Source organism: Streptomyces sp. SL06 (genome assembly GCF_058244745.1).
On record NZ_JBSYOT010000002.1, the window covers coordinates 6,725,634 to 6,749,550 of the forward strand.

Below are 23,917 nucleotides of genomic sequence, written 5' to 3' on the forward strand. Positions count from 1 at the left end.
AGCCTACCCTAATAATCCCTGGCAGGGGCGGTGCGCACCCGGGACCGGCGGCGGCCGGCGCCGGCCCTGTCCGCAGCCGCGGACGGTGGCTCAACTCGCCTGCCACGAACGGGGGTTCCACAGCTCCGACCGGTTCAGGGACTGCGGGCAGTGGAGGTAGATCTCGTCGATGTCCAGGAGCAGCGCGAGGGCCGGACGCCTGCCGTTGCGTGCCATCGCGTCGAAGAAGGGCGCGTCGGTCAGGATCCGGGCCCGGCCGTTGACCCGCAGCACCTCCTTGCTCCCGGGGATCAGATAGAGCAGCCCGGCGTGCGGATTGTCGAGGATGTTGTGGAAGCTGTCCCCCCGCCGGTTTCCCGGCCGGTCCGGCAGGGCGAGGGTGCCGGCTCCGAGGACGTGGGTGAACCCCGGCGTCTCGCCGCGCGGCGAGACATCGCAGTTGCCCCGCGCGTCGGAAGTGGCCAGCAGGCAGAAGGGGGAGCGGGCCAGCATCTCCCGGTCCGCGTCCGTGAGCCGTTCGTGGACCTTGTCGATGACGGCGGGATGGGGCTCGCCCAGCAGCTCGCGCAGCTCGGCGCGGGAACCGAGTTCGACCCACCCGTCCTCGGTGACGGTGCCGGGGCGGTCTCCGGTCGCGTCGATCGTGTGTGGCAAGGCCCGGCTCCCCAAGTGTGTGCTTGCCGGGAGCGAGTGCTTCCGGCGGATGGTTGCACCGAGAACATTATCTGGTTAGGTTCGCCTTACCTGATGTCCGGAAGTGACTGCTCCGGTGAGTTCGGGTTGCCTCCGTTTCTTCCCAAGGAACCCGTAGATGCGCCCAGTTCCGCTCCGCCGCCGACACCGCCCGCGGCGCGCGCCCCGACCCGCGGCCCACCGGTGAACGCCGCCGCCCCCGCCCGCCCGGTCGACGACCGCGCGCGGGCCGCCGCCGCACGGCGCCACGGCGGCCCGGCCCTCGCCGCCGGACTCGTCCTGCTGGGCGTGCTGTTGCTCGCGGCCGTCGCCCTCAGCCTGGCCGTCGGCTCCGGCGACGTACCCCTGCGCGACGTGGTGCACGGCGTGTTCGACCCCGATCGCTCGGTGCGCGGCCAACTCGTGGTCCAGGAGGTGCGGATACCGCGCACCCTGGCCGGCCTGCTGGCCGGGGCCGCCCTCGGTCTCGCCGGCACCGTGATGCAGGGTGTCACCCGCAACCCGCTCGCCGACCCCGGCCTGCTCGGCATCAACTCGGGCGCGGCCGTCGCCGTCGTCTTCGCCATGAGCGTGCTGTCCCTCACCGAACCTGAGCAGTACATCTGGTTCGGCTTCCTGGGCGCCTGCCTGGCCGCGGTCCTCGTCTACGGAGTGGCGAGCTTCGGACGCGAGGGCGCCACACCCGTCAAACTCGCCCTCGCCGGAGCCGCCGCCACCGCCCTGCTGGTCTCCGTCACCGACACCATGCTGCTCACCGACAGCCGGACCTACGACCAGTTCAGGTTCTGGCAGGTCGGCGCCCTCGACGGCCGGGACCTCGATGTCCTCCTCCAGGCGCTGCCCTTCGTCCTCGTCGGCGGCGTCCTCGCCCTCGCCCTGGGACCCCGGCTCAACGGACTGGCCCTCGGCGACGACATCGCCCGCGCCCTCGGCCAGCGCGTCGCCGTCGCCCGGCTGGCCGGGGCCGCGAGCACCGTCCTGCTGTGCGGAGCGGCCACCGCCGTGGCCGGCCCCATCGGCTTCGTCGGCCTCGCGGTCCCGCACGCGGTCCGCATGATCACCGGCCCCGACCACCGCTGGATCCTGCCCTACAGCGCCCTGCTCGCGCCCGCCCTGCTCCTGGTCGCCGATGTCCTCGGCCGGGTCGTCGCCCCTCCCGGCGAGGTCCAGGCGGGCGTCGTCACCGCAGCCGTGGGCTGCGTGCCGTTCATCCTGCTGGTCCGCAGGCGTGGGAAGGCCCAACTGTGACCGTCCGCACCGCGCCCGCCGTCACCGCCGCCGCCGGCCGCGTCGACCGGCTCAGACGCGCCCACCGCACCCGCTACGGCCTCGTCTGCGCGTCCCTGGCACTCGCCGCGCTGGCCGCGCTGCTGCTCTGCCTCACCGTCGGCGACATCGACGTACCGCTCGCCGACGTGTGGGCCGTCCTCACCGGGGGCGGCGACCCCGGCAGCCGGTTCGTCGTGCACGAACTGCGCCTGCCCCGTGCCCTGCTGGCCCTCGTCGTCGGTTCCTGCTTCGGGCTCTCCGGCGCCGTCTTCCAGGCCCTGCTGCGCAACCCGCTGGCCAGCCCCGACATCATCGGCGTCAGCGCGGGTGCGAGTGCCGCCGCCGTCCTCGCCTCGATGGCGTTCGGACTCAGCGGCCTCGCCCTGTCCGGCGGAGCCCTCACCGGCGCCCTCGTGGCCGGTGCCGCCATCTATCTGCTGGCCTGGCGGGGCGGAGTGAGCGGCGGCCGGTTCGTACTCATCGGCATCGGCGTCGCCGCCGGACTGGTCAGCCTGCGCTCCTATCTGATGACCCGGGCCGAGGTCACCGAGGCGCAGAACGCGTTCGTATGGCTGACCGGCAGCCTCAACGGCCGCTCCTGGACCCACCTGTGGCCCCTGCTCGGGTGCGCGGTCCTCCTCGTCCCGCTCACCCTGGCCGCCTGCCGGAGCCTGCCGGCCCTCCAACTCGGCGACGAGACGGCCGGCGGCCTCGGCGCCCGCGTCGAGCGCGGCCGGCTCGCGATGCTGGCGAGCGCCACCGCCCTGGTGGGAGTGGCGACGGCGGCGGCCGGCCCCATCGGCTTCGTCGCCTTCGTCAGCCCCCCGATCGCACGCCGGCTGCTGCCCGGTCAGGGCGCGGCCCTGGTGCCGTCCGCGCTGACCGGCGCGGCCCTGGTCTGCGCGGCCGACTTCGCCGCCCAGCACCTGCTGCCGCACACGCAGTTGCCGGTGGGCGTGGTGACCAGCGTGATCGGGGCCCCGTACCTGCTGTGGCTGCTCGCTCGGGCGGGCCGCGTGGGCCGGGGCGGCTGACCGTGCCCCCGTACCCGGACCCTTCCCCCGGCGCCCGTACGCACGGCGACGACACCGGACGCACCACGCACGGCGACGACACCGGACGCGCGACGTACGGCGACGACAGCCGGCACAGCACGGACAGCGACGACAGCGGACACAGCAAGGAGAGCAAGGTGACCTCCCAGCACGCCCTTCAGGCCCGCGGCCTCGGTCTCGGCTACGGAGAGCGCGAGATCATCTCCGGCCTCGACATCGATCTGCCGCCGGGCTGCCTCACCTTCGTCGTCGGCCCCAACGCCTGCGGCAAGTCCACGCTGCTGCGCGCCATGGCACGGCTGCTGACCCCCACCGCAGGCACCGTCCTGCTGGACGGCCACGACATCCACGCCACCTCCACCAAGCAGGTGGCCGCCGCCCTCGGCATGCTGCCGCAGACCCCGGTCGCACCCGACGCGATCACCGTCGCGGACCTCGTCGGCCGGGGCCGCTACCCGCACCAGGGCTGGTTCCGCCGCTGGACAACGGCCGACAGCGAGGGCGTCGCCGCCGCGATGCTCGCCACCGATGTCCTCGACCTCGCGGACCGCTCCGTGGACGAACTGTCCGGCGGACAGCGCCAGCGCGTCTGGATCGCCATGGCCCTCGCCCAGGAGACCGAGATCCTCCTGCTCGACGAACCCACCACCTACCTCGACATCAGCCACCAGCTGGACGTCCTCGACCTGCTGACCGACCTCAACCGCGACCGCGGCGTCACCCTCGCCGTCGTCCTGCACGACCTGAACCTGGCCTGCCGCTACGCCGATCACCTGATCGCCATGAAGGCCGGCCGCGTGGTGGCCGAGGGCGCGCCCGCCGACATCGTGACCGAGTCCCTCGTCCACGAGGTGTTCGGACTGCGCTCGACGGTGATCCCGGACCCGGCGTCCGGGACCCCGATGATCGTCCCCCTCGGCCGGCACCACATCACCTCCCCGGATCCCCGATGACGGAAAGAGCCCTCATGTCCCCGCTCCGCCCCGCCCGCACCGGCCGCCGCCTGTGGCGCCTGTGGCTGTCCGCCCTGGTCGTCGCCCTGCTCGGCACGCTCGCCGCCTGCGGCTCCGGCTCCTCCACGGACGACTCCGACGCGGCGGCGCCGGACGCCGCCTCCGCGTCGGCGTCGTCCGGCACCTTCCCGGCGAAGGTGGCCACCAAGTTCGGCACCGTCACCGTCCAGTCGCGGCCCGAGCGGGTCGTCGCGCTCGGCTGGGGCGACGCCGAGACCGCACTCGCCCTCGGCGTGCAGCCGGTCGGCCAGAGCGACTGGCTCGCCTTCGGCGGTGACGGCGTCGGCCCCTGGGCGAAGGACCTGTACGACAAGAGCCCCCAGAAGATCGGCACGCTGGAGCCCGAGTACGAGAAGATAGCCGCGCTCAAGCCCGACCTGATCCTCGACGTGAAGTCCAGCGGCGACCAGACCCGTTACGACACCCTCAGCAAGATCGCCCCGACCGTCGGCGTGCCCGAGGGCGGCGACCAGTACAAGGTCGCCTGGCAGCGGCAGACCACCATGATCTCCACCGCGCTCGGCCTCGCCGACCAGGGCAAGCGGCTCATCGCCGACACCCAGAAGAAGTTCACCGCCGCCGCCGAGGCGCACCCCGAGTTCAAGGGCAGGACGATCACCGTCGGCTCCCGCACCTCCGTCGGCTGGGGCGCGTACGTGAAGGGCACCGACCGGGTCAACTTCGTCGAGCAGCTCGGCTTCCGCAACAACCCGAAGGTCGAGGCCGAGGCCGGCTCCGGGTTCTCCGTCTCGGTCTCCGAGGAGAACCTCCAGATGCTGGACGCGGACCTGGTCGTCATGGCCCCCATCGGCGTCGAGGCGTCCAAGATCTCGTCCGACCCGCTCTACAAGTCGCTCCCCGCGGTGAAGAAGGGCCACTCCGTCGTCTTCGACGACGAGGACATCAGCCAGGCCTTCGCCACCAACTCGGTCCTGTCCATCGGCTACGCCCTTGAGAAGGTGGTGCCGGTCTTCGCCGACGCGGTGAAGTGACGCGGTGAACTCCGCCGTGTCACGCACCCCTTCGGGGGCATACGCGTGACACGGCGCCGATCCGGTGCGCCCGCTCCGAAGGGATGTACACCGTGCTCGCCATCATCGCGGCGGTCCTGTTCCTCATCGCCTGGCTGATCAACGCGGCGGAGGTCTCGACCAACCACGTCTTCACCTCGACCAACGTCATGCTCATCGGCCTCGCCCTGCTGGCCCTGCACGTCGCCGGGATCGGCACCGGCTGGGCGGCGCGGGGGCGCCGCCGCTGAGCCGGGCCCGTCAGGGGATGCGGGCCACGCCCGCGTAGATGCCGCTCTCCTCGGGCGCCGGCGGCTGCCCTCCGTCGCCGTACCACTCGGTGGCCGTGACCAGGCCGGGCGGCAGCAGCTCAAGCCCGTCGAAGAAGCGCGCCACCTCCGCCCCGGTGCGGAAGCCGAGGCGGATGCCGCCCTTGGCGTACTGGGCGATCACCTGCTGCGCAAGCTCGGGGAAGATGTCGATCGCGGCGTGCGAGAGGACCAGATAACTGCCCGAGGGAAGGTTCTCGACCAGCCCCCGGACGATGCCGTGCGCGTCCTGGTCGTCCGGGACGAAGTGCATCAGGGCGATCAGCGACAGCGCGATGGGCCGCTCGAAGTCCAGGACCTCCCGGGCGTGCCGCACGATCTCGGCCGGCTCGCGGACATCGGCCTGGATGTAGTCCGTGGCCCCCTCGGGGCTGCTGACCAGCAGGGCCTCGGCGTGCCGCAGGACGATCGGGTCGTTGTCGGCGTAGACGACCCTGGCGGCCGGCACCGTCCGCTGGACGATCTGGTGCAGGTTGGGCTCGGTCGGGATGCCCGTGCCGATGTCCAGGAACTGGTCGACGCCCTGCGAGGCGAGGTGGGCCACCGCGCGGTTCATGAAGGCACGGTTCTGCCGCGCCGCGTCCCGCGCCTCCGGCGGCAGCGTCTCGCCCACCGCCTCGTCGACGGGGTAGTTGTCCTTGCCGCCCAGCAGCCAGTCGTACACCCGCGCCGGATGGGCCCGGCTGGTGTCGATGTGGGGAGGCTGGGAATGGTCCGTCGTCATGGCAGGCTCCGTGGTCCGGGAGGTGACGCTCCGCCGCATGTTTCGATCATCGTACTGCCCCGGACCCCGTGCCATGTGCCCGGTGGACCGCGGAAGTTGCCGACGCCCCTGGGGGTCACACAACGCTCCGGCACAGGGTACGCGGCGCACGGCAGGTCCACTCCCGGCCCGCGCCGGGCGGGTTCCGGGCGCCGGAGCGGGCTCAGCCGGTGGGCGTGTGCAGGACGGCCACGGCCCTGGGGGCGAGGACGACGGCGCCGTCGGTGTCGGTCTCGCCCAGCAGTGCCTCGCCGGCGAGCCCGGGGACGGTCACGGTCTCGTCGGTCCGGTTGACCAGGAACAGGAACCGGCCGCCGGGACCGCGGCGCACGGTGGCCTCGACCGCACCGCGCGCCTCCGCGGGCAGGTCGCTCGCCACCCCGGCCGGCTCCAGCAGCCGCGGCAGCAGCGAGGCGAGCCCGTCCGCGCCGAGGCGTGTGGAGACGTAGGTGGCCGAACCGCCGCCCGCGCGGCGCCGGGTGATCGCCGGGCGGCCCGCGTGCGCGCCGGTGCGATAGCGGGCGAGGACCTCCGTGCCGGGCGCGGTGACGGTGACGTGGTCGGTCCACAGGCTCCCGGTGCCCGTGCCGTCCAGCTCCACGGTCCGCCCGTCCGGCAGCGGACCGAACTCCTCGACCCGGATGCCGAGCAGGTCCCGCAGCGCGCCCGGGTAGCCGCCCAGCCAGACGTGGTCGTTCTCGTCGACGACGCCGGAGAAGTACGTGGTGACCAGGTGCCCGCCCTGCTCGGCGTACCGGGTGAGGTCCTCGGCCAGCGCGGCCGGCACCAGGTGCAGCACGGGCGCGATGAGCACCCGGTGACGGCCCGGGTCGGCGCCGGTGGTGACGACATCGGCGCGGATGCCGAGGGAGAGCAGCGCGGAGTACCAGTCGAGCGCCTCCCGGTGGTAGTCGAGCAGCGAGGTGGGGTGCGAGTCCTGCTCGCTCGCCCACCAGGACTCCCAGTCGAAGAGGATGCCGACCTCGGCGGGCTCCCGCTCGCTCCCGGCCACCGGTGCCAGCGCCCCCAGCGTGTCGCCGAGCGCGGTGACCGCACGGAACAGGTCGCTGTCGGCACCGGCGTGCGGGACCATCGCCGAGTGGTACTTCTCGGCGCCGGCCGCCGACTGCCGCCACTGGAAGAAGCAGACCGCGTCGGCGCCGTGCGCCACGTGCGTCAGCGAGTCCCGGGCCATCTCACCGGGCCGCTTCGCCTGGTTGACGTGCTGCCAGTTCACGGCGCTGGTGGAGTGCTCCATCAGGAACCAGGGCCGGCCGCCGGCGATGCCACTGGTGAGGTTCGCCGAGAACGACAGCTCGTCGCGGTCCCGGGGCCCCGGGACGACGTAGTGGTCGTTGGCGACGAAGTCGACCTCGCCGGCCCAGTCGGCGTAGTTCATGCCCTTGGTGCCGGGCATCACCATGAAGTTGGTGGTGACGGGGACGCCCGGGGTCAGCTCCCGCAGCAGGTCCCGCTCCGCGCGCAGATGGTCCTTCAGCGCGTCCGAGGAGAACCGCTTGAAGTCGAGCTGCTGGGTCGGGTTGGGGTGGGAGGCGGCCAGCCGCGGGGGCAGGACCTGCTCCCAGTCGCCGTAGCGCTGCGACCAGAAGGCCGTGCCCCAGGCGTTGTTGAGCGCCTCCGTCGTGCCGTACCGGGCGCGCAGCCAGTCGCGGAAGGCGCGGGCCGCGTCGTCGGAGTAGTCGTACACGTTGTGGCAGCCCAGCTCGTTGTTGACGTGCCAGGCGACCAGGGCCGGATGGTCGGCGAAGCGCGTCGCCATCTCGCGGACCAGGCGCAGGGCGTGCTCGCGGAAGACGGGCGAGGTCGGGCGCCAGTGCTGGCGCGCTCCCGGCCACAGGGTCTCGCCCCGGTCGGTGACCGGGAGGATCTCCGGGTGCGCGGTGGTCAGCCAGGGCGGAGGGGAGGCGGTGGCGGTGGCCAGGTCGACGCCGACGCCGTTCTCGTGCAGCAGGTCCATGACCTCGTCGAGCCAGCCGAAGTCCCAGGTGTCGGGGCCCGGCTGGAGGCGGGCCCAGGAGAAGATGCCCAGCGACACGATGTTGACGCCGGCCTCGCGCATCAGCCGTACGTCCTCCTCCCACACCTCCCGGGGCCACTGCTCGGGGTTGTAGTCGGCTCCGAAGGCGAGCCGGGGGGCGCCCGCGCCGTCGCAGCCGCGCCTCGGCCGGGACAGGAGGGTGGAGATCATGGAGGTCCTTCCGGTGTGGTGCGTACGGCGCCGGGGCGGCGGCGGGTCGCCCGCGCAGCCGCCCGCGGGCCGCCGCATCGTGTGCTGCCTGTGCTACTTCTCGACGGTGAAGCCCTGTTCCTCGCCGTACTTGACCGAGGCCTCCTGCCAGGACTTCAGCCCCTCGGTCAGTTTGGTGCCGGAGACGTAGGCCTTGCCGACGGTGTCGTTGAAGATCGAGTTGGCGTACACCTGGTAGGGCAGGTACGCCCAGTCGTCGGCGACGTTCGCGGCCGACTCGGCGAAGATCTTGTTGGCCTTCTGGCCGCCGAAGTAGGGGAAGGCGGTGTCCTGGAACGCCGTGGAGCGCAGATCCGCGGTGGTCGCCGGGAAGGCGCCGTTCGCCAGGCGGGTCCGCACGCCGTCGCCCGCGTTCGCGTACTCCACGAAGGCGTAGGCCAGCGCCTCGTTCCCGCCCAGCTCGGGCAGGGCGAGCGCGCTGCCGCCGTTCTCGGCGCCGGCCCTGCCGCCCGCCGTCCACTGGGGCAGCGGGGCGACGCGCCAGTCGCCGGAGGCCGCCTTCGCGCCGGATTCGAGGTTGGCGGGCATCCAGGCGCCGGTGGCCAGCGTCGCGATGCTGCCGTCGCCGAGGCCCTTGTACCACTCGTCGGTCCAGCTCGGGACGGACGCGAGCAGCTTCTCGTCGATGAGCTGCTGCCATGTGTCGGTGAACTGCTTGGCGCCCCGGTCCGAGAAGTCGATCTTCACCTTGGTGCCGTCCACCGTGTAGGGCCGCGAACCGGCCTGCCAGAGCATGCTGGTGGTGAACCCCGCGTCCCCGTTGTCGGCGGTGATGTACGCCTTCGGGTCGGCCTTGTGCAGGTCGCGGGCGGCGTCCAGGTACTCGGCCCAGGTGGTGGGCACCTTGATGTCGTACTTGTCGAAGACCTTCTTGTTGTAGAACAGTGCCATCGGACCGGAGTCCATCGGCAGCGCGTACACGCTGTCCGTGCCGGCCTTCACACCGTTCCACGGGCCCGGGGAGAAGGTGTCGGAGAGCTTCTCGGCGCCGAAGGACTTGAGGTCGGTGAGCTGCTTGGTCAGGGCGTACTGGCCCATCGCGTAGTACTCGATCTGGGCGACGTCGGGGACGCCCTTCTTGGCCGACATGGCGTTCTGGAGCGCCGTGTACTCGTCCTTGTTGGTGCCCGCGTTGACGAGGTCGACCTTGACCCCGGGGTGTTCCTTCTCGAAGTCGGCGGCCACCTGCTTGAGCGTGGGCTCCCATGCCCAGACCGTGATGGTGCCGCCCTCCTCGAGAGCCGCCCGGATGTCCGCCTCGGAGACCGCCTTCCCGCTCGGTTCCCCGCCGCCGGAGTCGCCGCAGGCGGTCACCCCCAGGGCGAGGGCGCAGACGAGGCCTGTGCCGCGCAGGAGGCGGCGCGTGTGCTTGGGCATGGTTGTGCTTCCACTTCTTCGTGGCCGGAACCGGCACCGTTGACGATCAAAGGGACAGGGGACCAGGGGACCAGGGGACCAGGGGACGGGGACACGTGGGGGAGGGAGGGGCGGGGGCTACTCCTTGACGCTTCCGGCGGCGAGACCGGACTGCCAGTACTTCTGGAGCAGCAGGAACGCGGCGATCAGCGGCAGGATGGTGATGAGCGAGCCGGTGACGACCAGGTTGAAGACGGCCTCGCCGCCCGCGGTGGCGGCCTGCCGGTTCCAGGCGTTCAGCCCCAGGGTCAGCGGATACCAGTCGGGATCCTTGATCATGATCAACGGCAGGAAGTAGTTGTTCCAGGTCGCGACCATGGTGAAGAGCAGCACGGTGACGATGCCGGGCGCCAGCAGCGGCAGGGCGACCTGGAAGAAGGCGCGCACCTCGCCCGCGCCGTCGATCCGGGCGGCCTCCATCAGCTCGGTCGGGACGGCCTCGCTCGCGAACACCCACATCAGATACAGGCCGAACGGCGAGATAAGGGACGGGATGATCACCGCCCAGGGGGTGTTGGTGAGCCCCATCCCGCTGAACATCAGGAAGGTCGGCACCGCCAGCGCCGTACCCGGCACCGCCACCGCGCCGATCACCACCGCGAAGACGGCACGCCGGCCCGGGAAGTCGAACTTGGCGAGCGCGTAGCCGCCGAGCACGGCGAGGAAGGTGGCACCGCCCGCGCCGAGGCCCACGTACAGCAGGGTGTTCAGCAGCCAGCGGGTGAAGACGCCGTCGTCGTACGTGAACGTCCGGCCGATGTTGTCCCACAGCGCGAAGTCGCCGTCGAACCAGAGGCCGAAGGAACGGGACATCCCCTCCTGCGTCTTGGTGGCGCTGACGACCAGCCAGGCGAGCGGCACCAGGCTGTACAGCAGCACGAGCCCGGTGAGCACGGTCAGCAGGACGCTGCGCCGGGGCCTGTCGGAGGAGTGCCTGCGCCGGGACGCACGCAGCCGGGGCGCGGAGCGCGCGATGCCGGGCGGTGGTGCCTGGCGGCGGTCGAAGACGGTGGCGACGGGGCCGGTCATCGCAGCTTCACACTCCCTTGCGCATGCCGCGAAGCTGGACCACGTAGGCGATGACCATGGTGATCAGCCCCATGATGATGGCGACCGTCGCGGAGTAGTTGTGCTGCTGTCCGTTGAAGGACAGCGAGTACGTGTAGTAGTTCGGCGTGTAGTCGGTCGTGATGGCGTTGCGCGCCAGCGGCTGGAGGATGCTGGGCTCGTTGAAGAGCTGGAAGCTGCCGATGATCGAGAAGATCGTGGCGATCACCAGGGCCCCGCGGATGGCCGGCAGCTTGATGGCGGTGATCACGCGGAACTGTCCGGCACCGTCGATCTGGGCCGCCTCGTAGAGCGAGTGCGGGACGACACGTAGCGCCGAGTAGAAGATCAGCATGTTGTAGCCGACGAACTCCCAGGTCACGATGTTGCCGATGGAGGCCAGCACCAGGTCGGCGGAGAGCGGGTCGGGCAGTGAGACCCCGAACGCCTCGTTGACGTCACCGACCAGCCCGAAGCGGGTGCCGTACATGAAGCCCCACATCAGGGTGGCCACCACGGCGGGCACGGCGTACGGCAGGAAGATCGAGATGCGGAAGAAGTCCCGGCCGTACAGGCGTCCGCTGTCCAGCGCCAGGGCGACCAGCAGGGCGATGCCGAGCATGATCGGCACCTGGACGGCGAGGAAGAGCGAGACCCGGCCGAGCGAGGCCCAGAACCGCTCGTCCCCGAGCGCCTCGCGGTAGTTGTCCAGTCCGACGAAGGTGGTCCCGCCGATGAGCCGGTCGCGGAAGAGGCTGAGATGGATCGAGTACGCGATGGGCGCGAGGAACACCAGGGCGAACACGGCCACGAAGGGGGCGAGGAAGCCCCACCCCGTCCACGAGCGGCCCGCCCGCCTCGCCGGGGGCGGGGCGGGCCGCGGTTCGGCGGCGGCCTGCGGTTGCAGCGTCGTCATGTCGTTCCTCGCTCGTCCACGTCCTGGAGCCTCGACGTGTTTGCGTAAACATCGAGCGGCGGCGGAAGCGCTCGGGTCCGTGGGACGCCGTCCGTGGACTGCTGTTATGTTTACGTAAACATTTGGTGGCGGCATGTCTACACCGCCCCGAGGACGAGGGTCAAGGGTCCTTCGGGAGCCGGTCCCGGGCGGCTGCGGAGAGGTGGGGAGACGGCAGTGGGCACGGCTGAGGAAGTCGCCGACGCGCGGAACGCGGGCACGCGACGCCGGCGCGGCGGCCGGGTGCCGACGGCGTCCATGGCGGACGTGGCCCGGCTGGCGGGGGTGTCCTCGCAGACCGTCTCCCGCGTCTCCAACGGCTACGCCGGAGTGACCGAGGAGACCAGGCAGCAGGTGCTGGCGGCCATGAAGGAGCTGGGCTACCGGCCCAACAGCGCGGCCAGGGCCCTCAAGCGGGGCGAGTTCCGCACCATCGGCGTCATCACCTTCTCGCTGGCCACCACGGGCAACGTACGCACCCTGGAGGCGATCGCCACCTCCGCGGCGGGCGAGGGGTACGCGGTGACGCTGCTGCCGGTCGCCGTCCCGACCCAGGACGAGGTGCGGGGCGCGTTCTCGCGGCTGGAGGAACTGGCCGTCGACGCGGTGATCGTCATCATGGAGGTCCACCTGCTGGACGCCGCGACCCTGAAGCTGCCGCCCCACGTGCAGGTCGTCGTGGTCGACTCCGACGCCGGCGACCACTACACGGTCGTCGACACCGACCAGGCCGGCGGCACCCGCGCCGCCGTACGCCATCTGCTGGACCTCGGCCACGACACGGTGTGGCACCTGGGCGGGCCCGAGGGCTCCTTCGCCGCGCAGCGCCGCGCCGACGCGTGGCGGCTGACGCTCACCGAGGCCGGCCGCACGCCGCCGCCCCTCGTCCGGGGCGACTGGTCGGCGGAGTCCGGCTACCGGGCCGGTCTGGAACTCGCCGCCCGCGAGGAGTGCACGGCCGTCTTCGCGGCCAACGACCAGATGGCCCTCGGCCTGCTGCGCGCCCTGCACGAACGCGGCCGGCGAGTCCCCGGGCACGTCAGCGTCATCGGCTTCGACGACATCGCCGAGGCCGGCTCCTTCCTGCCCCCGCTGACCACCGTCCACCAGGACTTCGCCGAGGTGGGACGGCTCTGCGTGCGGGCCGTGCTGCGCAAGATGCGCCAGGAGGGTCCCGAGCGGGGCACGACGCTCGTACCGACCCGGCTGGTGACGCGGGCGAGCACGGCACCGCCGCCGGCGTAGCGGCGCGGGCCGAAGGGCCGCGGTTGGGCTCGGCGGGTTCGGGCGTTGGCGCCGCCGATGCCGAAGGCGGAGACACCGGTGCGGCTGGGGCGGTCGGCGGTGGGCCGGTCGGCGGCCTCGGTGAGGAGGGCGACCGAGTCGGTGGTCCAGTCCACGTGGGACGTGGTACGTGGAAGCGTCGACGTGGAGACGCGCCGGACGCCGCCGTCACGCGGCTGCGCGAGGACGGCTGCCGGGAGGCCGATGTCCGTCAGGGTGTCCTCGGGTGCGGGGCGTCCGCCGGTCCGCTGTGTGCCGTGTCGGTGGGTTCGGTCTGTGAGAGCGCGGCGAGGAGTCGCAGCTTCTCGTCGCTGTCGCTGTCCTTGTCGGGGTAGTAGACGACGAGGATGACGTCGTCGACGGGGAGTTTGTCCCGGTGGAGCCGCAGCTCGCCGACGACGGGGTGGTGGACCGTGGTGGTTCCTCCGTCGAGGCCACGCACGTCGTGCCGGGCCCACAGGGTGCGGAACCGCTGACTGGACAGTGCGAGTTCTCCGACGAGTTCGATGAACCGGGGGTTGTCGTCGTCGTCCCCGATGGTGGTGCGAAGAGCGGCGATGAAGTCTGCGGCGGCCCTGGCCCAGTCCTGGTGAAAGGCCTGTTCCTCGGGATCGAGGAAGAGGGAACGAAGCCGGTTCTGGCCCGGCCGCAGGCGCGGGGAGAGCGCGACGGCCATGGGGTTGGCGGCCAGGACGTCGAAGGCACGCCCCTCGACGAACGCGGGGATCCGAAGGTGGGCGAGGAGCTGGTGCACCCGTGCCGGCACCTGCTCGGGTCGCTTGCGGCGCGGGGCCCTGGGGCGTGCCGCCGTGAGGCCGAGCAGATAGGTCCGCTCCACGTCGTCGAGGCGCAGGACACGTGCGAGTGATTCGAGGACCTGGGACGAGGGGTTTCTGTCGCGGCCGCGTTCCAGTCGCAGGTAGTAGTCGGGGCTGATGCCGGCGAGCAGGGCGACTTCCTCACGGCGCAGGCCGGGCACGCGGCGGTTGCCGCCGGGCGGGATTCCGGCCTGTGCCGGTGAGACCAGCTCGCGCCGGGCGCGCAGGTAGCTGCCGAGCCGGTTGCCGGATTCCTCGTCCTTCATACCGACACCGTAATGCGGTGCGCGTGACTCGGCGGGGGCCCTGGGAGGACCAGGCAAGACGGGGGTACTGCCACACCCGGCGGATGCCGCCGAGACTGCGGTAGCACTGTCCACGAAGGACTGAAAGCATTATTCGACGCGCCGCGGCCCTGACCGCCGTCGGCGTCCTGGACGAAGGGAAGATCTCGTGGATCTCTCCAATCGCACCGTTCTGATCGTCGGCGGGACCTCGGGCATCGGGCGGGAGCTGGCCCGCCGGTTCGCCGAGGCGGGCAGCACCGTGGCCGTCGGCGGCCGCAGTCCCGAGGCGCTCTCGGAACTCGCCGCAGAAGGCTTCGGCACCGTCGGGATCGACGTCACCGACAGCGCCTCCGTCGCGTCCGCCCGTGACGCCGTGCTCGCCCAATATCCCGGCCTTGACACCGTGGTGACGATGGCCGGCGTCATGCTCATGGAGGACCTGCGCGACCCCGCGCACTTCGAGGCGGCAAGGACGACGATCGACACCAACCTGGTGGGCACCATCCGGGTGATCGACGCCTTCACCGCGCATCTGGTCCGACGCGGCGAGGGCACCTTCGTCACGGTCACCTCCGGCATCGCCTTCCTGCCCTTCCCGCCCATGCCCACCTACGCCGCCTCGAAGGCCGCCGTGCACGCCTACTCCGAGGCACTGCGCGCGCAGCTCGACGGCACCGGCGTCGGCGTCGTCGAACTCGTCCCGCCCGCCGTCGCCACCGCGGGCCGGGAAAAGGTGAACCCGCACGCGCTGCCGCTCGACGGCTTCGCCACCGAGGTCGTGCGACTGCTCTCGGAGGACCCCACTCCCCGCGAAATCCTGGTGAAGGGGGTTCTCACGCACCGCTGGGCCGAGCGCGACGGCACCTACGACGACCTCGTCGCACAGCGTTCCCGGGCCCTGGCCATGCTCCCCGGCCGTGAAGGCTGACCCCGTCAGGGGCGGGCGGGTCACTTCCGGTCGATGGCGCGGGTCCACCAGTGGTGCTCGCAGAACCAGTTCCCGACCATCGCGCCGCCGATGACGACGAACCCGACCCCGATCAGCCAGGACTCCACCACGAGCACGATGCCGACCGTGCCGTAACTGATCGCGTTGTCGAGGATGAGCGGTGTGAAGACGAGGTAGGAGAACCCGCGCAGGCCGACCAGGCCCACCATGGTCGCGACCGCCCCCGGCAACAGGTCCCGCCAGCGGACCTGGCTGCCCAGCAGGAAGTGCTGGCCCCACCAGAAGAACAGTATTCCGGTGGCGGTGGACAGCGCGATCCGCGCCGAGCCCTGGAGCGTGGTCCGCGTCTGCACCTCCTGATAGAGGTAGGCGGTCAGCGCGACCACCCAGGTCATCTGGCGCCAGACCCGGTGCCACGGGCCCGAGGGCAGCCCCCAGATGCGCTCGTAGCCGTTCTGGACGCTCGCCGCGAAGGACACGCCGAACACGGCGAGCGCGATGCCGCCCCACACACTCGTGGTGCCGATGACCTCGGGCGGGGGACTGAAGATGTCGGTCAGCACCCGGGCGGACCGGCCGGACAGCCCCATCCCGTCGGCCAGCCAGGACGCGAAGCCCCCGCGTCCGAGGGGGTCGGCGGCGGCCACCACGATCAGCAGCGGCGCCAGGGTGACCAGGGCGAGCGTCGCGAATCCCATGGCCCGGTGCATCAGCTCCAGCTCCCGGCCGCGCCGGACCAGCGCGGACGCGGCCAACCGGTCCCACACACGGTGGAACGGCCGCCACAACCGGTTCACGGGTGCTCCTCGGGCGTCCTTTCGATGGCCGCGGTCGGGAGACTGACTGACCCGGGTGGCGCCCCGGCAAACGCGGCGCCACCCGGACGGCCTCACGCCGGTCCGCCCGGACCCTCGCCCGACGGCGGCGCCCCTGGGCTCAGGGGTCCATGCGCTGCTGCGCCCGCATACGCTCGTTGTGCCAGGCGATGGCGGCACGTATCTGGGGCTCCTGGAGGCCCGTCCGGCAGCCGAGCTGCTCCATGGAGAGCGCCTGCCGGCCCTTGGTCAGGGCTCGGGCGACCTTCGCCGCCCACAGCTCCTCCGTCACGTAGGGCCGGTGCGCGTAGCCGTCCTTGATCAGGTCGAAGTGCTCGTCGGAGCACGCGGTGACGAGCCGCAGCCCGTCGAACCCTTCGTCGGTGTGGTGCGCGGCGGAGGAGTCCGGTACGTATCCGCTCACGGACCGGTCCTGGGGGAAGACCTTGGCGCACAGGTCGCACAGTTCTGTGGGGACCGGCCGCGCGGTCCGTCGGCCCTTTCTGCCCTTGCGCTTCCACATGGCGACTCCCGGGATGCCACGAGCGGTGTCGACGCCGGTGTGCGGGAACGGGATCGGCGTCCGGAATGCCGGAGTTACCCGCGGGGCGGGAAGCAAACGAAGGAGATGCGCGGGTTCTCCGGCGCGGGACGCGTGGAGGGGTCCGGTTGCCGCCATCGGCCGCAGACGATTTCCTGGTCGGTGAGACGGTCGCCGTTCCCGGAGGCCTCGATCAGCGCGCTCGGCAGGTCCTCGTGGCCGGGGCGGGAGAAGTCTCGTGCGATCACCGCTCGTCACCGCTCGCCCTCCCCCCGGGGAAGCCCGCCGCGCTCGCAGACCTGCCGGGCGATCTCGCGGAGTTTGACGTTGTGGTCCTGCGAGTACCGGCGCAGCGTGGCGAAGGCCTGGTCCTCGGTGAGACGGTGGCTGCCCATGAGGATGCCCATGGCCTCGCCGATGGTGTGGCGGGTGCCGATGGCCTCCTGCAACTGGGCGTGCGTACGGGCGCTGGAGAAGGCGACCGCGGCGTGGGAGGCCAGCAGCCAGCCGGCCGTCTCGTCCGACTCGGTGAACGCGCCGGGCCGGTAGGAGTAGAGGTTCAGCGCTCCGAGGTCCTCGTCCTCGGTGAACAGCAGGAAGCCCATCATGCTGCCGAGGCGCAGCTTGCGGGCTTCGGGGACGTACCTGGGCCAGCGGTCCGCCTCCTTGCCGAAGTCGGCGATCCGGTAGTGCCGTTGGCCGCCGGGGGTGCGTGCCGCGTCGAAGCAGGGTCCTTCCCTGACGCGTCCCTGGAGTGCGTCGCTGTCGACGACCACCTGATCGGTGGGGGCGAGCGACTGCACCCGGTCGCCGCGCAGGATGAGGATGCCGGCGGCGTCGCAGCCCTCGACCAGTTCCGTGGCCGAACCGGTGATCCGCGCAAGTGTGTCGTTCACCGATTCCTGGGCCAGCAGATCACGCGCCAGCGACGCCATCTGCTGTGCGAACCCGCGCCAGTCCATGCCGTTACCTCCTCTGCCCCCGCGCTCTGAAGAGTGCCCGGAGAAGCCGGGACGCAACAGCTGGTGGTGGCCGGGGCATCTTGTTTCACGTTACATCTAAATGCATAATGCGCTTATGGACAGGCCCCTGGACCCGGACTGCCCCGACCGCCCGGACCATCCGGCCGACCGGGACGCCTCCCCGGACGACCTGATCATCGCCCTGGAGCAGATGATCAGGTATGTGCGGCAGAGCGCCCGCACCGGCGGTCTGAGCACCGCGGCCTCCTCGACGCTGGCCAGGCTGAGCCGCGACGGCCCCCAGCGGTTGACCGAACTCGCCAGGGCCGAGGGCGTCTCCCAGCCGAACATGACCCAGCTCGTCACGCGGCTGGAACGCGGGGGACTGGCCCGGCGCACCGCCGCCGCCGGCGACGGCCGCGGCGTGCTCGTGGAGGTGACCTCCACCGGGCTGGAGGTCCTCGCACGGCGACGCGCCGAGCGCGCTCGGGCCCTCCAGGGGCTCATGGAGGACATGACCGGTCCGGAGCAGCGGGCCACCGCGACCGGGCTCCTGGCCCTGGCCCGGGTCATCCACAACCATCAGGACATCTCGGAGGAGCACCGCACATGAGCGCATCGCAAGGAGGGGCCGCCGGTCCGTTCCGGCAGCCCAAGGCCGTCTGGGCCGTCGCCTTCGCCTGTGTCATCTCGTTCATGGGCATCGGCCTGGTCGACCCGATCCTGCCCGCACTGGCCGACAGCCTCGACGCCACGCCCAGCCAGGTCTCCCTGCTGTTCAGCAGCTATCTGATCGTCACCGCCGTCGCCATGCTGATCGTCGGCTGGGTCTCCAGCCGCATCGGCGCCAAGCGCACCCTGGTCACCGGCCTGGCGATCATCGTCGTCTTCGCCGCGCTCGCGGGCACCACCGACTCCATCAACGGCATAGTCGGCTTCCGCGCGGGCTGGGGACTGGGCAACGCCCTGTTCATCGCCACTTCCCTCGCGGTCATCGTGGCCTCCGCGAGCGGCGGCTTCGGCGGCGCGATCATCCTCTACGAGACCGCACTCGGCCTGGGCATCGCCGTCGGCCCCCTGCTCGGCGGCGAACTCGGCGCCATCAGCTGGCGCGGCCCCTTCTTCGGCGTCGCCGTCCTGATGGCCATCGCCCTGGTCGCCACCGTCGCCTTCGTGCCCGACCTGCCCAGGCCCAAGCGGGTCACCTCACCGATCGCCCCGCTCAAGGCCCTGCGCCACCGCGGCCTGCTCACCATGGGCATCATGGCCCTGCTGTACAACTGGGGCTTCTTCACGATGCTCGGCTACGCCCCGTACCCGATGGAGCTGGACGCCCACCGGCTCGGCCTGGTCTTCACCGGCTGGGGCCTGCTGGTCGCCGCCTTCAGCGTCTTCTTCGCCCCGCGCCTGCAAGCCCGCTACGGCACCGCACCGGTCCTGTACGCCAATCTGCTGGGCCTCGCGGTCGTGATGGCCGTCATCGCCGCCGGCGTCGGCGACCCCACCACCGTCGTCGTCGCGGTCATCGTCAGCGGCGCCTTCATCGGCATCAACAACACCCTCACCACCCAGGCCGTCATGCTCGTCTCCCCGGTCGAGCGTCCCGTGGCCTCCTCCGCGTACGGCTTCCTCCGCTTCATCGGCGGCGGCCTGGCCCCCTACGTCGCCGGGAAGCTCGCCGACGCCACCGACCTGAGCGTGCCCTTCTACCTCGGTGCCGCCACCTTCCTGCTCGCCATTCCGGTGCTTGCCAGCGGTCACGGACTGCTCCGCCGGGCCGAGGCGGGCATGGTGGGCGACGGCGAACCGGTGGCTCCCTCGCTCACCCCCGTCGGCACCCCGGCCTCCGCCGCTGCCGACGCCCAGCCCGTCGTGGTCGCCGTCGGATCCCACCAGGCAGCCGCCGCCGTCGTCGACAGCGCGGCACGCCTCGCCCGCGACACCGGCAGCCCCCTTGAGGTCGTCCATGTGCGGGAGACCGCCGTCGTAGAGGAGCAGGCCGTCGACACCGAGACCGACGCGGAGGCGAAGGCCGCCGTCACCGCCCACCTCGACCGGCTCAGGGGCCTCGGCATCGACGCCACCGGCCAGATTCTCGCCGGCGTCGGCGACCACGCCGCCGCGGGCCGCGCCCTGGCCCGGCACGCCGCCGAGATCGGGGCGCGCACGGTCGCGGTCGGCCGTTCGCCGCGCGGCCCGCTGGCCCAGTTCGCCGACGGAAGCTTCACCAGCGCCCTCACCCACGCCGCCACCTGCACCGTCGTCCTGGTCGACCCCGACGACGAGCCCCGGCCGCTGACCGCGCGGTCCCTGACCGAACTGCGCGCCGAGGTGCGTTGAGCCGCTCCGGTTCGGCGCGCAGGCGGGCCGGCCGGGACTTCGCAGCGGTCCCGGTCGGCCGCCGAGGAATCGCGGACGGGCGTTAGACCACCGCGGTGAACGCGGTGGTGATGGCGGTGTCGACGCGGGCGTGCACGACCAGTCGCGGACCCGAGGCGTCGGCGTTGTCCTCCAGCAGCCGCCGGACCGGCGCGCTGTGGGTGACGACGGACATCAGGACACCGAGCCGGCCGCACCACTGATGGGCCCGGAGCACCGCGCTGACCGCGGCGTGGCCGCCCGCCCGCTCGGTCAGGACGATGACGACGGGGGCCGGCCGATGGGCGTCGACCAGGTCGGTGATGTGCGCGGTCAGCGTGGCCCGCCCGTCGACTCCCGGGTCCTGGTCCACCGTGACGACCAGGACCCCGCGCTCCAGGGTGTGGGACAGCATCATGGCCTCCGATCCGACGCCTGACGGCGAGGTTGCCTTCAGTGAAGGCGCCCGACACCGGGTCCGCAACGCGCGCCCCCGGGGACACCGGCCCCGAGTACGGGGCGCCGCGGCGGCGCGCAGGCCGTCGCCCCCGAGCCGTCCGCTTCGAGGAGTGCGAACTGTCCTGGATCCGGCGGACCGGCCTCACCGAACTGCTCGGCCAAGGCCTCGACCGGCGGTGGCACACGTGAGCGGGGCGGTCAGCGCTGAGTGGTCTTCTGCAGCGCCTTGTCGAGGGCGGCCGTGAAGCCGTTGGCCCACAGCTGGTTGACCCGGCTGCGCTCGGTGGCGTCCGGGTAGGCGTTGGTGCAGGACGGGCCGGGGCCGCCGCCCGACATCAGCTCGCTGCACGGGCCGGAGTAGTGGTCGGGCAGACCGAGCACGTGCCCGGTCTCGTGGGCGGTCACCCGGGTCGAGTTGTACTGCTGGTTCTGCTGGTAGTCGAGGAAGATGTACCCGCTGCCGTGCCCGTTCGTGGAGGCGTACGAGCCGCGCGAGTCGTTGCCCTCGTAGTACGCGAAGTCGGCGCCCGAGCTTCTCTCCTGGAGCCGCACGTTGGCCACCGAGCCGTTCCAGATCTGGGCACTGCTGGATATCTGGGAGCGGAAGCTGGGCGCGTTGGTGGTGCTGTAGTAGACGGTGACCGCCGCCGCCGAAGTGGGGTTGGCGGCGCGCTTCTTCGCGACGGACTCGATGACCGCCTCGAAGAACTCCTGGTTGTTCCGGGCGTCTTCGCCCGATCCGGCCAGGGGTGCGTAGCCGAGGTGGGCGGCCGGTGCCGGGGCCTGGACCTGGGGCGCGGCGGCCGTCGCGGCCGGTCCGGTGCCGAGCACGGCCGCGGTGAGGCCGAGACCGACCGCGGTGGACAGCAGGGGCAGACTGATGCGCATCGATGACTCCTTGTGCGGGGGAGTGGGGGGAAGTCGTCACCGGTGAGTGTGGAGCGCCCATGAGCCCGCTGTGATGATGGCAACAGGCGATAGGACGGAGCTATCACCGCCCGAGGCCCTCTCCGCCCGAGGCCCTCACCGGTCGGCCAACACCGGTCGGCCGTCCGGGAGAAGCTTCGACCGGAGTGCAGAACTCGCCCTGATCCGCCGCCTTTTGTTCACCTGGCGCAGGCAACTGTTCCGCCCTACGCTCCCTGCATGGAGCTTGAGGTGAGGCACCTACGCGCGCTGTGCGCCATCGCCGACGCAGGCAGCCTGCACCGGGCGGCACGTCGGCTCGGCGTCGCCCAGCCCACCTTGAGCACCCAGCTCAGCCGGATCGAACAGGCCCTGGGCGGGCCCCTGTTCGTCCGGGCCCGCACCGGCTGCCGCCCCACCCCGCTCGGCCGGACGGTCCTCGGCCGGGCCCGTCCGCTGCTGGCCGACATGAGCACCCTGGTCCGCGAGGCCCGCGCCGCCGCGGCGGGCGGCGACGACAGCCGGCTGCGCGTCGGGTCCACGGCCAGCCGTGCCCTGGCCGGCTGGCTGCGCCGGCTGAGACGGCCGGGCCTGGAACCGACGCTCCAGATGGACGTCTCCGCCAACGCGCTGCTGCGCCTGGTCGCCGACGGCCAGCTCAACGTCGCCTTCGTGCACGAGGTCGAGGGCTGTCCCCTGCACGTTCCCGAGGGCCTGCGGCTGCGGGTCCTCGTCGAGCGCGAACCGCAGTTCGTGATGCTGCCCGCCGACCACCCCGCGGCCACCCGCCCCGCGGTCCGGCTCGCCGACCTGGCCGACGACCGCTGGATGGTCGACCCCACCGTGGACGGCGAGTGGGACGGCGTACACCGCATGCTGCGCGCCGTCGGTCTCAACCCGCGCGTGCTGCACGGCGACTACCACACCGCCGCCTCCCTCGTGGCCACCGGCGAGGTCGTGACCGTCTGCCAGCCCAGCTCCCTGTCCCGCCCCGAGATGGCGGTGCGGCGCCTGCACGGCGATCCGCTCGGCGTACGCCTGCTGCTGGCCGCCCGCACCCGGGCCGGGCTGGACGCCGTCTACCCGGCGCTGGAGGAGGCGTACTGGGAGGTGGCCCGGCAGTCCACCGCGTACCGGGAATGGCTGGAGGGCGCCGGGATCCGGACGCTGCCCCGGTGCCAGGTGGCCGCCGCGGGGAAGGACCGGGTGAAGTTCGTACGGGCCCGCTGAAGCGAACCATCAGGCCAACAGAGTGATTTTCATACCGGACCGGTGTGTCTGTGTGACGGAACGGTTACGGACAGCATCATGAGCTCTGCACGACGACTCCCGCCGCTGCGTTCGCTGGCCGTGATCGGTGCCCTCGGCACCTCCGTTCTCATGATGACCGCCTGCACGAACGCCGACACGACACGTTCGAGCGTCGCGGAGGCGGCCCCCACCGGGTCCCCCTCCGTGTCCGCCACCGATTCCATGTCCGCGTCCCCCTCCGGCTCTCCGTCGGCCTCGATGAACGAGGCCAGGACCGAGCGCAGGGACCTTGTCTCGGCGACCAAGGTCACCTGGGACACGGCCGCCGACACCGCCGTCAAGGAGGTCCCCGAGGGCAAGCTCGTGGACCTCGAACTCAAGCCCACGGCGGCCGAGGCCACCGCGTCGCCGACCGGCTCGCCGAGCCCCAGCATGCCGAACCCGGCGCCCAGCCAGGGCACCCCGCAGTGGGAGGCCAGGGTCGCCCAGACCGACGGCACCGTGCACCGGATCGACATCGACGCCGTCACCGGAAAGGTCTTCCGCACCCAGGTGGTCCCGGACCAGGACGCCGACGACAAGAGCAAGGTGTCCGACCGGATCGCCAAGGCCGAGCAGACCCCGGCGCAGGCGGTCACGGCGGCCACCGACGAGGCCGCCGGCACCGTCACCCGCGTCAGACTCCGCGACAGGGGCCAGCAGGTCGTCTGGGCCGTCGACGTGGTGTCGACCGACAACTGGAACAAGACCACCGTCGACGTCGACGCCGCCGACGGCAAGGTGCTGAGCCAGAACGCCGACAACGACTGAGCCGCAGCCCCCGGACACCGACGGGAGCAGCGGGCCGCGCGGCCCACTGCTCCCGTTCTCCGTGTCCCCGGGCCGTCACACGGCGGGCGAGGACCGGAATCCCGTTGACCGCCCCGGACACCGTACGTGTTTGCCGTCGCGGTGAGAGGCAATGCGGTGTCCATGAGCGATCCGAACAAGGACACGAACCAGAAGCCCAACTCCACCTGGACCGCCGAGTCCAGGGCCCGGGACGCCGCCGAGAGGGCGACCGCGCCCGCCTCGCGGGCCGGGCAGGCCGCCGCCCAGCGTTCGGCCGAGGCCGCGAACGGCGCCGTGCAGACGGCGGCCAAGGGCGTCGAGGCCGGCCGCCAGGCGGTCATCACCACCTCGGGCCATGTCGCGGCCACGGCGCGGACGGCGTGGACGGCCGTCGCCCAACGCAAGCTCGCCGCCGCGGGCGTGGGCGTCGGCATCACCGCCCTGAGCGCCGCCTCCTACGCGCTGGGACGCCGCGCCGGACGCCGCACGCACGGTCCCCTCACCCGTCTCACCGGCGGCCGGATCTGACACGGCCGCACGGCCGCGGCACCGTGCCCCGGCCCGTCACCCACTCCGCACGCCACCGGTGACCTCCGGGCCGGACGACGGCCCGCCCGCGGGGACACACGGCCGCAGT

At 72.0% G+C, this 23,917-nt stretch carries 26 protein-coding genes; 13 read left to right on the plus strand and 13 right to left on the minus strand.

What is annotated here, in order from left to right:
- Positions 1-90: 90 nt before the first annotated feature.
- Positions 91-654 (minus strand): MSMEG_1061 family FMN-dependent PPOX-type flavoprotein, encoded by a 564-nt coding sequence (locus AC4IHM_RS30870; protein WP_490870255.1) that lies wholly within the window; start codon positions 652-654, stop codon positions 91-93.
- A 93-nt stretch (positions 655-747) separates the two neighbouring features.
- Here AC4IHM_RS30870 and AC4IHM_RS30875 point away from each other — a divergent pair, with 93 nt between their 5' ends.
- The 5 genes from AC4IHM_RS30875 (at position 748) to AC4IHM_RS30895 (ending at position 5,291) form a co-directional block, all read left to right on the plus strand.
- Positions 748-1,941 carry a FecCD family ABC transporter permease gene (locus AC4IHM_RS30875; protein WP_490870256.1) on the plus strand — a complete coding sequence of 398 codons (1,194 nt, stop codon included), beginning with the start codon at positions 748-750 and terminating at the stop codon, positions 1,939-1,941.
- Positions 1,938-2,996, plus strand: a complete 1,059-nt coding sequence (locus AC4IHM_RS30880; protein WP_490870257.1) for a FecCD family ABC transporter permease — start codon at positions 1,938-1,940, stop codon at positions 2,994-2,996. The genes AC4IHM_RS30875 and AC4IHM_RS30880 overlap by 4 nt, the downstream gene beginning before the upstream one ends.
- Before the next feature lie 158 nt (positions 2,997-3,154).
- Positions 3,155-3,970, plus strand: coding sequence for an ABC transporter ATP-binding protein (locus AC4IHM_RS30885; RefSeq protein WP_490870990.1), 816 nt, complete (start codon positions 3,155-3,157; stop codon positions 3,968-3,970).
- 14 nt (positions 3,971-3,984) lie between these two features.
- Positions 3,985-5,022: an iron-siderophore ABC transporter substrate-binding protein gene (locus tag AC4IHM_RS30890; RefSeq protein ID WP_490870258.1), complete on the plus strand. Its 1,038-nt coding sequence runs from the start codon at positions 3,985-3,987 to the stop codon at positions 5,020-5,022.
- 83 nt (positions 5,023-5,105) lie between these two features.
- Positions 5,106-5,291, plus strand: coding sequence for a hypothetical protein (locus AC4IHM_RS30895; RefSeq protein ID WP_490870259.1), 186 nt, complete (start codon positions 5,106-5,108; stop codon positions 5,289-5,291).
- 10 nt (positions 5,292-5,301) lie between these two features.
- Here the strand turns inward: AC4IHM_RS30895 and AC4IHM_RS30900 are convergent, their stop codons facing one another.
- The 5 genes from AC4IHM_RS30900 to AC4IHM_RS30920 form a co-directional block, all read right to left on the minus strand.
- Entirely contained in the window at positions 5,302-6,093 is a 792-nt protein-coding gene (locus tag AC4IHM_RS30900; RefSeq protein ID WP_490870260.1) for an SAM-dependent methyltransferase, read from the minus strand.
- Between the two features lie 202 nt (positions 6,094-6,295).
- Positions 6,296-8,341, minus strand: coding sequence for a beta-galactosidase (locus AC4IHM_RS30905; protein WP_490870261.1), 2,046 nt, complete (start codon positions 8,339-8,341; stop codon positions 6,296-6,298).
- Between the two features lie 93 nt (positions 8,342-8,434).
- A complete protein-coding gene (locus tag AC4IHM_RS30910; protein WP_490870262.1) occupies positions 8,435-9,778 on the minus strand; it encodes an ABC transporter substrate-binding protein in 1,344 nt (447 codons plus the stop codon).
- A 117-nt stretch (positions 9,779-9,895) separates the two neighbouring features.
- Entirely contained in the window at positions 9,896-10,846 is a 951-nt protein-coding gene (locus tag AC4IHM_RS30915; RefSeq protein WP_490870263.1) for a carbohydrate ABC transporter permease, read from the minus strand.
- 7 nt (positions 10,847-10,853) lie between these two features.
- Positions 10,854-11,780 carry a carbohydrate ABC transporter permease gene (locus AC4IHM_RS30920; protein WP_490870264.1) on the minus strand — a complete coding sequence of 309 codons (927 nt, stop codon included), beginning with the start codon at positions 11,778-11,780 and terminating at the stop codon, positions 10,854-10,856.
- 216 nt (positions 11,781-11,996) lie between these two features.
- Here AC4IHM_RS30920 and AC4IHM_RS30925 point away from each other — a divergent pair, with 216 nt between their 5' ends.
- Positions 11,997-13,064, plus strand: coding sequence for a LacI family DNA-binding transcriptional regulator (locus AC4IHM_RS30925; RefSeq protein WP_490870265.1), 1,068 nt, complete (start codon positions 11,997-11,999; stop codon positions 13,062-13,064).
- Between the two features lie 250 nt (positions 13,065-13,314).
- On the opposite strand, the gene AC4IHM_RS30930 is transcribed toward AC4IHM_RS30925, so the two are convergent.
- Positions 13,315-14,187 carry a helix-turn-helix transcriptional regulator gene (locus AC4IHM_RS30930; RefSeq protein ID WP_490870266.1) on the minus strand — a complete coding sequence of 291 codons (873 nt, stop codon included), beginning with the start codon at positions 14,185-14,187 and terminating at the stop codon, positions 13,315-13,317.
- 187 nt (positions 14,188-14,374) lie between these two features.
- On the opposite strand from AC4IHM_RS30930, the gene AC4IHM_RS30935 reads away from it, so the two are divergent.
- A complete protein-coding gene (locus tag AC4IHM_RS30935) occupies positions 14,375-15,136 on the plus strand; it encodes an SDR family oxidoreductase (protein WP_490870267.1) in 762 nt (253 codons plus the stop codon).
- Between the two features lie 20 nt (positions 15,137-15,156).
- On the opposite strand, the gene AC4IHM_RS30940 is transcribed toward AC4IHM_RS30935, so the two are convergent.
- From AC4IHM_RS30940 to AC4IHM_RS30955, 4 genes are all read right to left on the minus strand, one after another.
- Entirely contained in the window at positions 15,157-15,954 is a 798-nt protein-coding gene (locus AC4IHM_RS30940; RefSeq protein ID WP_490870268.1) for a ribonuclease BN, read from the minus strand.
- A 139-nt stretch (positions 15,955-16,093) separates the two neighbouring features.
- Positions 16,094-16,495 carry a hypothetical protein gene (locus AC4IHM_RS30945; RefSeq protein ID WP_490870269.1) on the minus strand — a complete coding sequence of 134 codons (402 nt, stop codon included), beginning with the start codon at positions 16,493-16,495 and terminating at the stop codon, positions 16,094-16,096.
- A 74-nt stretch (positions 16,496-16,569) separates the two neighbouring features.
- Entirely contained in the window at positions 16,570-16,761 is a 192-nt protein-coding gene (locus AC4IHM_RS30950; protein WP_490870270.1) for a hypothetical protein, read from the minus strand.
- Positions 16,762-16,767: 6 nt separating this feature from the next.
- Positions 16,768-17,475, minus strand: a complete 708-nt coding sequence (locus AC4IHM_RS30955) for a GAF and ANTAR domain-containing protein (RefSeq protein ID WP_490870271.1) — start codon at positions 17,473-17,475, stop codon at positions 16,768-16,770.
- A gap of 100 nt (positions 17,476-17,575) precedes the next feature.
- Here AC4IHM_RS30955 and AC4IHM_RS30960 point away from each other — a divergent pair, with 100 nt between their 5' ends.
- On the plus strand, positions 17,576-18,088 hold the full coding sequence (locus tag AC4IHM_RS30960) for a MarR family winged helix-turn-helix transcriptional regulator (protein WP_490870272.1): 513 nt from the start codon (positions 17,576-17,578) through the stop codon (positions 18,086-18,088).
- Complete coding sequence (locus AC4IHM_RS30965; RefSeq protein ID WP_490870273.1) at positions 18,085-19,815, plus strand: MFS transporter; 1,731 nt, start codon at positions 18,085-18,087, stop codon at positions 19,813-19,815. Before AC4IHM_RS30960 ends, AC4IHM_RS30965 begins: the two co-directional genes overlap by 4 nt.
- Positions 19,816-19,897: 82 nt before the next feature.
- On the opposite strand, the gene AC4IHM_RS30970 is transcribed toward AC4IHM_RS30965, so the two are convergent.
- Positions 19,898-20,248 carry a hypothetical protein gene (locus AC4IHM_RS30970; RefSeq protein WP_490870991.1) on the minus strand — a complete coding sequence of 117 codons (351 nt, stop codon included), beginning with the start codon at positions 20,246-20,248 and terminating at the stop codon, positions 19,898-19,900.
- 41 nt (positions 20,249-20,289) lie between these two features.
- On the opposite strand from AC4IHM_RS30970, the gene AC4IHM_RS30975 reads away from it, so the two are divergent.
- A complete protein-coding gene (locus AC4IHM_RS30975) occupies positions 20,290-20,481 on the plus strand; it encodes a hypothetical protein (RefSeq protein ID WP_490870274.1) in 192 nt (63 codons plus the stop codon).
- Between the two features lie 9 nt (positions 20,482-20,490).
- Here AC4IHM_RS30975 and snpA read toward each other — a convergent pair whose 3' ends face one another.
- The gene (snpA, locus tag AC4IHM_RS30980) at positions 20,491-21,180 is read right to left on the minus strand and encodes a snapalysin (protein WP_490870275.1); all 690 of its coding nucleotides are present in this window, start codon (positions 21,178-21,180) and stop codon (positions 20,491-20,493) included.
- Positions 21,181-21,438: 258 nt separating this feature from the next.
- On the opposite strand from snpA, the gene AC4IHM_RS30985 reads away from it, so the two are divergent.
- From AC4IHM_RS30985 to AC4IHM_RS30995, 3 genes are all read left to right on the plus strand, one after another.
- Positions 21,439-22,428 carry a LysR family transcriptional regulator gene (locus AC4IHM_RS30985; protein WP_490870276.1) on the plus strand — a complete coding sequence of 330 codons (990 nt, stop codon included), beginning with the start codon at positions 21,439-21,441 and terminating at the stop codon, positions 22,426-22,428.
- Positions 22,429-22,506: 78 nt separating this feature from the next.
- Positions 22,507-23,259 (plus strand): PepSY domain-containing protein, encoded by a 753-nt coding sequence (locus AC4IHM_RS30990; protein WP_490870277.1) that lies wholly within the window; start codon positions 22,507-22,509, stop codon positions 23,257-23,259.
- Positions 23,260-23,421: 162 nt separating this feature from the next.
- Positions 23,422-23,808, plus strand: coding sequence for a hypothetical protein (locus AC4IHM_RS30995; protein WP_490870278.1), 387 nt, complete (start codon positions 23,422-23,424; stop codon positions 23,806-23,808).
- The last annotated feature ends 109 nt before the right edge of the window (positions 23,809-23,917 follow it).

What these genes read in the sequence shown, in the direction of transcription:
- AC4IHM_RS30875 (WP_490870256.1), top strand. Translation starts at nt 748, where the DNA reads ATGTCCGGAAGTGACTGCTCCGGTGAGTTCGGGTTGCCTCCGTTTCTT.
- AC4IHM_RS30890 (WP_490870258.1), top strand. Translation starts at nt 3,985, where the DNA reads ATGTCCCCGCTCCGCCCCGCCCGCACCGGCCGCCGCCTGTGGCGCCTG.
- AC4IHM_RS30895 (WP_490870259.1), top strand. Translation starts at nt 5,106, where the DNA reads ATGTACACCGTGCTCGCCATCATCGCGGCGGTCCTGTTCCTCATCGCC.
- AC4IHM_RS30900 (WP_490870260.1), bottom strand. Translation starts at nt 6,093, where the DNA reads ATGACGACGGACCATTCCCAGCCTCCCCACATCGACACCAGCCGGGCC.
- AC4IHM_RS30905 (WP_490870261.1), bottom strand. Translation starts at nt 8,341, where the DNA reads ATGATCTCCACCCTCCTGTCCCGGCCGAGGCGCGGCTGCGACGGCGCG.
- AC4IHM_RS30910 (WP_490870262.1), bottom strand. Translation starts at nt 9,778, where the DNA reads ATGCCCAAGCACACGCGCCGCCTCCTGCGCGGCACAGGCCTCGTCTGC.
- AC4IHM_RS30915 (WP_490870263.1), bottom strand. Translation starts at nt 10,846, where the DNA reads ATGACCGGCCCCGTCGCCACCGTCTTCGACCGCCGCCAGGCACCACCG.
- AC4IHM_RS30920 (WP_490870264.1), bottom strand. Translation starts at nt 11,780, where the DNA reads ATGACGACGCTGCAACCGCAGGCCGCCGCCGAACCGCGGCCCGCCCCG.
- AC4IHM_RS30930 (WP_490870266.1), bottom strand. Translation starts at nt 14,187, where the DNA reads ATGAAGGACGAGGAATCCGGCAACCGGCTCGGCAGCTACCTGCGCGCC.
- AC4IHM_RS30945 (WP_490870269.1), bottom strand. Translation starts at nt 16,495, where the DNA reads ATGTGGAAGCGCAAGGGCAGAAAGGGCCGACGGACCGCGCGGCCGGTC.
- AC4IHM_RS30955 (WP_490870271.1), bottom strand. Translation starts at nt 17,475, where the DNA reads ATGGACTGGCGCGGGTTCGCACAGCAGATGGCGTCGCTGGCGCGTGAT.
- AC4IHM_RS30960 (WP_490870272.1), top strand. Translation starts at nt 17,576, where the DNA reads ATGCATAATGCGCTTATGGACAGGCCCCTGGACCCGGACTGCCCCGAC.
- AC4IHM_RS30965 (WP_490870273.1), top strand. Translation starts at nt 18,085, where the DNA reads ATGAGCGCATCGCAAGGAGGGGCCGCCGGTCCGTTCCGGCAGCCCAAG.
- AC4IHM_RS30970 (WP_490870991.1), bottom strand. Translation starts at nt 20,248, where the DNA reads ATGCTGTCCCACACCCTGGAGCGCGGGGTCCTGGTCGTCACGGTGGAC.
- snpA (WP_490870275.1), bottom strand. Translation starts at nt 21,180, where the DNA reads ATGCGCATCAGTCTGCCCCTGCTGTCCACCGCGGTCGGTCTCGGCCTC.
- AC4IHM_RS30985 (WP_490870276.1), top strand. Translation starts at nt 21,439, where the DNA reads ATGGAGCTTGAGGTGAGGCACCTACGCGCGCTGTGCGCCATCGCCGAC.
- AC4IHM_RS30990 (WP_490870277.1), top strand. Translation starts at nt 22,507, where the DNA reads ATGAGCTCTGCACGACGACTCCCGCCGCTGCGTTCGCTGGCCGTGATC.
- AC4IHM_RS30995 (WP_490870278.1), top strand. Translation starts at nt 23,422, where the DNA reads ATGAGCGATCCGAACAAGGACACGAACCAGAAGCCCAACTCCACCTGG.